At 69.4% G+C, this 8,355-nt stretch carries 8 protein-coding genes; 4 read left to right on the top strand and 4 right to left on the bottom strand.

Features of this window, described 5'->3' with window-relative positions; genetic code table 11:
* Nucleotides 1-27: 27 nt before the first annotated feature.
* Nucleotides 28-510 carry a hypothetical protein gene (locus tag HUW62_RS43625; RefSeq protein WP_176437808.1) on the top strand — a complete coding sequence of 161 codons (483 nt, stop codon included), beginning with the start codon at nucleotides 28-30 and terminating at the stop codon, nucleotides 508-510.
* Between the two features lie 29 nt (nucleotides 511-539).
* Here HUW62_RS43625 and HUW62_RS43620 read toward each other — a convergent pair whose 3' ends face one another.
* From HUW62_RS43620 to HUW62_RS43610, 3 genes are all read right to left on the bottom strand, one after another.
* Nucleotides 540-1,349, bottom strand: a complete 810-nt coding sequence (locus HUW62_RS43620; RefSeq protein WP_163868340.1) for a hypothetical protein — start codon at nucleotides 1,347-1,349, stop codon at nucleotides 540-542.
* A 156-nt stretch (nucleotides 1,350-1,505) separates the two neighbouring features.
* Nucleotides 1,506-4,271 carry a protein kinase gene (locus tag HUW62_RS49755; RefSeq protein WP_368670628.1) on the bottom strand — a complete coding sequence of 922 codons (2,766 nt, stop codon included), beginning with the start codon at nucleotides 4,269-4,271 and terminating at the stop codon, nucleotides 1,506-1,508.
* A 206-nt stretch (nucleotides 4,272-4,477) separates the two neighbouring features.
* A complete protein-coding gene (locus tag HUW62_RS43610) occupies nucleotides 4,478-5,548 on the bottom strand; it encodes a hypothetical protein (RefSeq protein WP_163868339.1) in 1,071 nt (356 codons plus the stop codon).
* Between the two features lie 152 nt (nucleotides 5,549-5,700).
* Between HUW62_RS43610 and HUW62_RS43605 the strand changes: the two genes are divergently transcribed.
* Genes HUW62_RS43605 through HUW62_RS43595 form a run of 3 tightly spaced genes read left to right on the top strand, consistent with a single transcriptional unit; the run spans nucleotide 5,701 to nucleotide 7,878 of the window.
* Nucleotides 5,701-6,519 carry a glycerophosphodiester phosphodiesterase gene (locus tag HUW62_RS43605; RefSeq protein WP_176437807.1) on the top strand — a complete coding sequence of 273 codons (819 nt, stop codon included), beginning with the start codon at nucleotides 5,701-5,703 and terminating at the stop codon, nucleotides 6,517-6,519.
* Between the two features lie 11 nt (nucleotides 6,520-6,530).
* The gene (locus HUW62_RS43600) at nucleotides 6,531-7,307 is read left to right on the top strand and encodes a deoxynucleoside kinase (RefSeq protein ID WP_176437806.1); all 777 of its coding nucleotides are present in this window, start codon (nucleotides 6,531-6,533) and stop codon (nucleotides 7,305-7,307) included.
* Nucleotides 7,308-7,359: 52 nt separating this feature from the next.
* Nucleotides 7,360-7,878: an acyl-CoA thioesterase gene (locus HUW62_RS43595; protein ID WP_163868336.1), complete on the top strand. Its 519-nt coding sequence runs from the start codon at nucleotides 7,360-7,362 to the stop codon at nucleotides 7,876-7,878.
* A 129-nt stretch (nucleotides 7,879-8,007) separates the two neighbouring features.
* On the opposite strand, the gene HUW62_RS43590 is transcribed toward HUW62_RS43595, so the two are convergent.
* On the bottom strand, nucleotides 8,008-8,355 hold a 348-nt coding region (locus tag HUW62_RS43590), incomplete at its 5' end, for an iron-sulfur cluster assembly accessory protein (RefSeq protein ID WP_176437805.1).

Genomic DNA, 8,355 nt, shown 5'->3' with positions numbered 1-8,355 from the left:
AGATTTGTATAAGAGACAGAGGGAGACGTGCTGCACGAGACGCCGGAGCTGGCTGCGTGGCTCCCGCCGGAGTCCATCACCCAGCGCCTGCTCGCGAAGCTGGACGAGGTGGTGGTCAGTCCCCTGGCCCTCAGCGACGTACAGCGCCAGGACCAGCTCCAGGGCGCCGTGCGAGCGGTGACACAGGAGTACTTCACCCCCGACATGTCCCGGCGCTACGCCCTGAGGCTGTGGAGGATGGCGGACTTCTTCGAGCGGACCGGCCGACCCCGCGAGGCTGACATCGCCCGGGGCGAGGCCCGGCGCCTCTTCCACGGCGCCGACCAGCCCTACTCCCGCTTCGCCGAGCACCTGTTCGAGAAGGTGGTGGGACTGGTCGCCGCCGCTGGAGCCCGGCAGGAGGCCGCGGCCCGGCGAGAGGCGGGCGCTCCAGGCACCCGGGCACCCTCGCCCGCGGAGGCCGCCCCCACCCAGGAGCGGCGCAGCCCCGGTGGCCTCATCCTCCCCTGAGCCCTGGGGAGGACGGGCCGCCCGGCACGTCAGTCCGGCGAGACACGGGCGCGCAGCAGCAGGTCCAGGTTCTCCTGCTCCCAGGCCTGCGCCCGCGCGTAGTCGTGGAAGCGCTTCTCGTGCTCCATGAGCTCCGGCGGGTGGATGCAGCGCCGCCCGTCGTCGCCCTTCCGCGTCCGGTAGATGTGGTGGAGCATCTCGTGGAAGACAATCCACTCCACGAAGTAGCGGGGCACCACCGGCTGGTCCAACGCGGGATGGATGCGGATGACCTTCGAGTCCGCCGAGTAGGAGCCCATCTTGATGCTCTTGCGGGGTCCCTTCACCCGAGGCGCCGGGCCGTAGGTGATGGCGGCGTCGATGGGCCGGGTGCTGAAGTAGCGCTCGTTGAGACGCTCGAAGATGCGCTCCAGGTCATGATGCTGACCCAAGGGCTCCAGCCGGATGCGCTTGCGCATCTGTGCCGGAGACAGCCGCCGGATGTACATCTTGTTGCGCTCGATGTAGCGGTCCAACAAGACGCTCGCCTCCGGGTCCCCCTTGCGAACGAAGCTGGCCAGGGCCTGGACGATGTCATCCGGCGCCGCCAGGAACATGTGGTGCAGCCGCAGCCGCCACATGGTCCGGTGACGTTGGAAGGTCAGCATCGTGTGCGTGTTGTCGTGGACCTCCACCGCCACCTTCGCGCGTAAGCGCGTGCGGAGGCGGCGTTCGAGCACGCGTCTCCAGACCTTCACCAGCCGGTTCGGCTCGGGCGCGACAGGCAGCTGTCGCACTACCCGTCCGGCCGTGTAACTCCGCTTCGTCACGATGTTTTTCTGCTTCTTGAGGCGCGCCATGGAGCGCCGGATTCTACGGCCCCGTCTGACATGCGCAATGCGCGCGCGACTCGGAAAAGCTAGGAAATCCAACGACTTAAGGGCACTCAAGCCCACCCAGTCCCACGTGTCCGTTCCGGGGGGAGGCCCGCGCATACGGGCAAGTGCCCGTCCGGACTAGCGCCGTGCCCTGCAGGGGACGTGGAGGACCAGCGGACCGGGGCTCGCCTGCTCGATGAGGTAGGGAATCGACCCCTTGGGTGCGCGTCGTCCGGGGCAGTCGTAGGCCACCTTGATGGGGCCCGGAGGCAGCGTCAGCAGCCTGTTGACAGGCAGGCGGGAGCCCCCCTCCTGGCGAAGGACTGTCTTGGCCGGGGCCTCGAAGCGCACCTCGATCAGCGAGGGAGCGGCAGGAGGCACGTCCGCGCCCCCGTTCCGCGGGCCAGCGACGGGAGCAGGCGTTGGTTCCGGCGACGGAGGCATGGCCTCGGGGATGTGCGGGGGCGGTGCCGGCGCAGGGGTGACGACGACGGCGGGCTGCACCGGGGGAGACGGCGGCGTGGCCCGCACCGGAGGCGGGTTCCCCTGCTGCCCTTCCATGGCCCGCCGCGACAGGTCCTGCGACGACATGGGAACGGGGCCGCGGAACCGGCCATAGAGGACCCAGATCAACACGGCACCCAGCACCAGCAGCAGCAACCCGCCGACAATCGCGAGCAGCAGCCCGCGCGGGTTCGTGCGCTCGGGCGTGGCAATCGTGGAGGGATAGCCGTAGCCGGCGTACCCGGCGGTGGACTCGTCGTCCTCGCCGTCATCACGGAGCGAGGCCGTGGGACTGGTGAGTGCACCCGACATGCTGGAGTCGGTGTGGAAGTGGTCGTCCTCTTCGCCCACCGCGGGGCCGCCGCCCCGGGTCGCGGGCATGAGCGGCCGCGAGGCATGGCGGTGGCTCACCGTGGGCGGGGTGATGGAGACCGACTGCGAGGCCTCCACGTCCACCGACGACATCCGCCGCATCGGCGTGGTGAGCGATACAGACGACTCCACGTCCACCGACGACATCCGCCGCATGGGCGTGGTGAGCGACACCGACTGGGAGGCCTCCTCGTCCAAGGGCGACAGGCGCCGCATGGGCGTGGTGAGCGACACCGACGCCTCCACGTCCAGGATGGACTGGCGGCGGATGGGCATCGTCATGTCGCCGGAGAGCTCGCCCATGTCCACGTCCCGGGGGTCCTGCGGCACGGGCGTCGGAACCCTGCGGGGCGATGCGGCGGCGGGCGCCGGCTGAGGCGACACGCGGCGGTTGCGCGTATCCAAGGAAGAAGGAGGCGCCTTGAGGACGGGCGCATCCGCGAAGACGGCCGCGCGAGGCGACGGTGGCGGCTCCAGCGGAGCGACGGCGCGCGGCGGCTCGGCGGGGCCCATGCCCGAGCGGCGCACCGGCGTCGGCGGCGCGGTGAGGGGCTCCACCGCCGACGGCCCTCCTCGCGGTGTCGGAGGGAACTCCGCGCTCGTGCTGGAGCGGCGCACCGGCGGGCCCGGAGGTGGCGTGACGGGCGCGCGCGCTCGCCCCCGCTGCGGAATGGTGGACTCGCCGTCCCCCGCGTCCTCTTCATCCGGATCCACCAGCACCGAGTAGCCGGTGGGCGCGGTCCGGACGGCGGTGGACATCTCCGAGTCCTCGTCGTCGTGCTCTCCACGCCGAGGCCCGGTCGGCAGCTCTCGCGGGCGCGCCATCTGCGTCGCGGGCTCCGCCTCGTCCGCGTAGCGCGCCGCCGGCACGGCCTCCGCGGAGACGCGGCGCGGAGTGGGCCGCGCGGTGAGGCCCGGCACCACGGTGACGGAGCTCGGGGCGGGCTCCGCCATGGGCGTGGTGGACGACAGCGTCGGCGCGGTGACCTCCAGCGGAGCCAGTCGGGCCGGTGGGGCCGACAAGAGCCGGTTGGCCGCCAGCGGCACGGTGGCCTGGGTGCGGCCCACGGGCTTGGACGCGGGGATGTGGAGGATGGTGCGCTCCTCCTCCTCCCCCATCAGCCGGGCGATGTACTCGGACACGTCCAGGCTCTGTTGCAGCTCGCCCGACTCGAGGAAGTTCTCCAGCTCCTCGTGGACCACCGCGGCGCGCGGGTAGCGCAGGTTGCGGTCCTTCGTCAGGCACTTCATGACGATGCGCGACAGCTCCAGCGGATAGTCGGGCCGCAGCAGGTGCGGCGGCGTCGGGTCCTCGAAGCGGATGGCGTAGAGAATCCCCTCCGTCGTCGGCTTGGAGAAGGGCTGCTTGCCGGTGGTGATTTCGTACAGCATGGTCCCCAGCGCGTAGATGTCCGCGCGGTGGTCCAAGCGCTCCTGCGACACCTGCTCCGGCGCCAGGTAGAGGAACTTGCCCTTGATGACGCCCGGCTTGCTGCGCTCCATGAACGCGCCGGCCTTGGCGATGCCGAAGTCGACCAGTTTGACGCGCCCGTCGTACGCAATCATCACGTTCTGCGGGCTGACGTCCCGGTGGATGAGCTCCAGCGGCCGGCCATCCACGCCCCGGCTCTGGTGCGCGTAGTCCAGCCCCGCCGCCACCAGCGAGCAGATGCGCGCCGCCACGCCACAGGGCACCGTGGCGCCGAACTTCAGCTCCTCCATCACCACCTTGCGGAGGTCCACGCCCTCCACGTACTCCATGGCGATGAAGATGTTGTCGCCCTCCTTCCCCAGTTCGTGCACCTGCACGATGTTGGGGTGGCTGAGCTGCGCGGCGATGCGCGCCTCGTCCAGGAACATCTGAACGAACTCGGGCTCCTCCGACAGATACGGGAGGATGCGCTTCAGGACCACCAGCTCCGGATCCGGCGGACGGTGCGCCAGGAACAGCTCCGCCATCCCACCCACGGCGAGCCGCTTGATCAACAGGTACTGTCCGAACGGGATGGCCGTCTGGGGGGAGTTCACGGAAGGAACGAGGCGTCTGACAGGGTGGGACAGGTTGGACTTTTCCGGAGCTTACCCACAATCAAACGCTTGGGGGAGCCGGGGGCCCACATCGACTGGTAGCGGACACCGACCTGGGGCCCGCGTCCAAAAAGAAGCCGCCCCTCCCGACACGGGCGAGGGGCGGCGAAATCAGCGGATCATCCCAGCAGGGCTGAAGGCCTGAATCACGGCGCCGCGGGGATGGCCAGGTCCGGGTCGCAGTTCATCGGATAGACGACGTAGGTGTAGTCGTTCGCCGTGCCGGGGATGATGCCCGGGCCGTTGGCGTTGCAGCGGAAGGAGCTGCCGCCATCAGCGGTCGTCGTCGTGGTGCCGTCGAGGCAGGGCGGGTTGGAGAAGGTCTCATACACGCCACGGATGCCGTTGGGGAACGTCACCGTGCCGCCGTCCTCCACCGTCGCGCGCAGGTCGCAGGTGCCGAAGGTCTTGTAGTTCCCCACCAGCACGCCGCCGGTGACCTCGAAGCCCAGGTACGTGCCGCTGTCCGGATCCTCCGGGCGCTGCTTCATCGCGAGGGGCTGCGCGTTGGTGATGGTGAGCGGGCCCGGGATGTGGACGCGCGCGCCGGCGAACTGGGGGTTCGGCTTGGTCGCGCCGCCCTCGGAGTTGCCGAAGCCCGCGGGAACCGCGACGTCCGCCAGCGCCGGGCCGGAGCTGTGCTTGGTGATGGTCAACCTGCCGGTGCTGCCCGGCACCGCGAGCAGGAAGTCGTTCTTCAACACGGCACGGTACGCGTCACGCGTGCTGGGAGTGTTGTCGCCGGCATCCGCCGCGAAGCGACGGAACAAGCCGGACACGGTGAGCACGTCACCCACCACGGGCTCGTAGTTGGTGGTGGGGTCCGTGTAGAACTTGTCGATGTAGAGGCCCTCATTCGGGAAGCAGGGGTTCACCACCCAGAAGCGGGCGATGAAGTCACCCGCGCTGCCACGGGAGACGTTGCTGACCGCCGTGACGACGACGTTGGCCAGGGTGACCTGCTGGCCGCGCTCGCCGGCGGTGCGCAGGGCGCCAATGGGGCCCTCCGCGGGGAGCGGGGAGGGACAGCCCTGGGGCCCGGTGCCAGCGTCCGTGCCAGCATCCGTGCCGGAGTCCGTGCCGCACGCGCCGGTACAGCCCGTGCCGGAGTCAGGGGTCTCACCGTCGCCATCGTCGCGACCGGAGCAGCCCGCCACCGAAGCGAATACCGCCGTGGTGATCAGCGCCGCCGCGCCAAGAGTCTTGCGCAGTTGCATGTCTCGTCTCTCCATTCTTGTCGCGGCGTCACGATGGTTGAAGTCGACGCCGGTCGGTCCGAGTATGTCGGCCTTATACCGGCGGCCAACGGGGGCCGGCAAGGAAGCCCCCGCCCCCGGGTCGGTCACCCCCACGTGAATTCGAGGAAGCCATGAATGCCATTCCCGCATTCATCCAAGGACTGCGGCCCACGCTGCACATCTCGCATCGAGGAGGCGCGTCGCTCGCCCCCGAGAACACACTGGAGGCATTCCGCCAGGCAGTGGAGCGCTTCCGCACGGACATGCTGGAGCTCGACGTGCACGTGACGCGGGACGGCGAAGTCATCGTGGCGCACGACGACACGCTGGAGCGCTGCACGGATGGCTTCGGCCCGCTCGCGGGGTACACGCTGGCCGAGCTGAAGAAGCTGGATGCGGGGTACGGCTTCACCCAGGACGAGGGGCGGACGTTTCCCTTCCGGGGCCAGGGCGTGCGACTGCCCACGCTGCGGGAGGTGCTGCGCGCCTTTCCGTCGCTGCGCCTCAACGTGGAGTTGAAGCCGGACATGCCCGGTCACGAGGACATCTTCGCGCGGTTGTTGGAGGACGAGGGCGCGGTGGAGCGCGTGTGCATGGGCAGCGAGCAGGACGCGGTGGGCGAGCGCCTGGTCGCCCGGCTACCCCACGCGTGTCACTTCTATCCTCGCGATGCGCTGGCCGCGCTCGTCATCGCGCTGCGTGGCGGAGAGACACCGCCGGAGGACCCGCGCTTCACCGTGCTCGACATGCCGCTGTACTTCGGCGAGGTGCGGCTGGTGGACGAGGACTTCCTGCGCGACTGCGCGGCGCGCGGCAAGTGGGTCAACGTCTGGACGGTGGATGACGCGGACGAAATGCGAAAGCTGCTGGAGGAAGGCGTCGGCGGCATCATGACGGACCGTCCGGACCTGCTGAGGCAGCGAATGGACGACGTCAACAAGCCGGGTTAAGCCCCGGATCCATGCCTCGTGCCACCTCGCGCTCGCGCCCGTCCCCCGCTCCGGCCGCCGCCCCGAAGCCCGCTCCCGAAGCACCCGGGCGCGAGGCCCCCGCCTCCCGCGCCAAGAACTCGGTGAAGGTGAAGGAGAAGGAGAAGACGAAGGTGAAGGCGCCCAAGGGACGGCGCTTCGTGGCGCTGTCGGGCAACATCGGCGCGGGCAAGACGACGGCGGCGAAGATGCTCAGCCAGAGCTTCGGCTACGAGCTGTTCGACGAGCCCGTCATCGATAACCGCTTCCTGCGCGACTACTACTCGGACATGTCGCGCTGGTCCTTCACGCTCCAGCTCGAATTCCTCATCCGCCGCGTGGAGCACCACGAGCTCATCCACTCGTACCGCCGCAGCTGCGTGCAGGACCGCACGCTGTACGAGGACCCGGAGATTTTCGCCAAGTACCTGCACGGCCTGGGGCACCTGACGAACGCGGAGCTGGACCTGTACTACGAGTACTTCCAGCGCCTGTCGCGCCACATCATCCGCCCGGACAAGGTCATCTGCTTCGAGGTCGGCAGCGTGGACGTGCTGCTGGAGCGCATCCGCACCCGGGGCCGCGAAGAGGAGAAGGGCATCCGCCCGCAGTTCCTCCGAGGCCTCAACGGCTACTACGCGTCCTTCCCCCAGGTGCTCCAGGAGAAGTACGGCGTGGAGTGCCTGGTGATGGACGTGTCACGCCAGGACATCCGCCGGGGCCGGGGCCGCGAGGAGTTCCTGGACCGCGTCTCCACCTTCCTGGCATGAGGCACCGGGGCCCACGCACGCGGCCCCCCAGTCCCAGGACGGAAGGTGTGAGATGGCTGACATGACGCCCAAGCGAGCCAAGGACACGGAGGTGGTGATGACCCAGCTCATCCTGCCTCCGGATGCCAACAACCTGAACGCGGCGTTCGGCGGCAAGGTGATGGAGTGGATCGACATCTGCGGCGCGGTGGCCGCCCAGCGTCACTGCCGGCAAGTCGTGGTGACGGCGTCCATGGATGACCTGCACTTCCACGCGCCCATCAAGGTCGGCTGGATTGCGCTCCTCCACTCGCGCGTGCTGGCCGCCTTCCGCACCTCCATGGAAGTGGGCGTGACGGTGCATGCGGAGAACCCCCTCACCGGCGAGCGCACGCTCACCACCAGCGCGCTGCTGACGTTCGTCGCCATCGACAAGGACGGCGGCCGCGTGCCGGTGCCGCCGCTGCTGATGGAGACGGACGTGGAGCGCGAGTCGTTCCGGGAGGCCGAGGCGCGACGCGTCCAGCGACTGGCGCGGCAGAAGGAGAACCAGTCCTGGTTGAAGGTGATGCAGCCCATCGCCGGGGCCTGAAGAGGCCCGCTCGGCATGGAGAAGGCACGAGGGCGGGCGGTACACCCACCCTCGTGTCGGCTCGCGAGCACCCGTCCACGCATCAGGAGGCGTGGACCGTCGCGAACCCCGTCACGCCACGACGGGAACTCAGGTCGTGAACGAGGTGCCGCAGCCGCAGGAGGACTTCGCGTTCGGGTTGTTGAACTTGAAGCCCGAGCCGGTGATTGCGGAGACGTAGTCGATCTCCGTGCCGGCCAGGTACTGGGCGCTCATGCCGTCGGTGGCGAGCTTCACGCCGTCCTGCTCCCAGACGCTGTCGCCAGCCTTCGACTCCTTGACCAGGTTCAGGTCGTAGCCCAGGCCGCTGCAGCCGGCCGGGACGACGCGGATGGAGAAGAAGTAGCCCTCGAAGCCCTGGGCCTTGATGACCTCCTTCACCTGCCGGATTGCGCCTTCCGTCAAACGCACGGCCTCGGGCGGGGCGGACTGGGGGGC

Origin of the sequence: Myxococcus sp. AM011 (genome assembly GCF_013372595.1) — a bacterium.
In the GTDB taxonomy this organism is placed as follows: domain Bacteria; phylum Myxococcota; class Myxococcia; order Myxococcales; family Myxococcaceae; genus Myxococcus; species Myxococcus eversor.
Note: the sequence above shows the minus strand (reverse complement) of the source record. Positions and strands in the feature narration are given on the sequence as shown.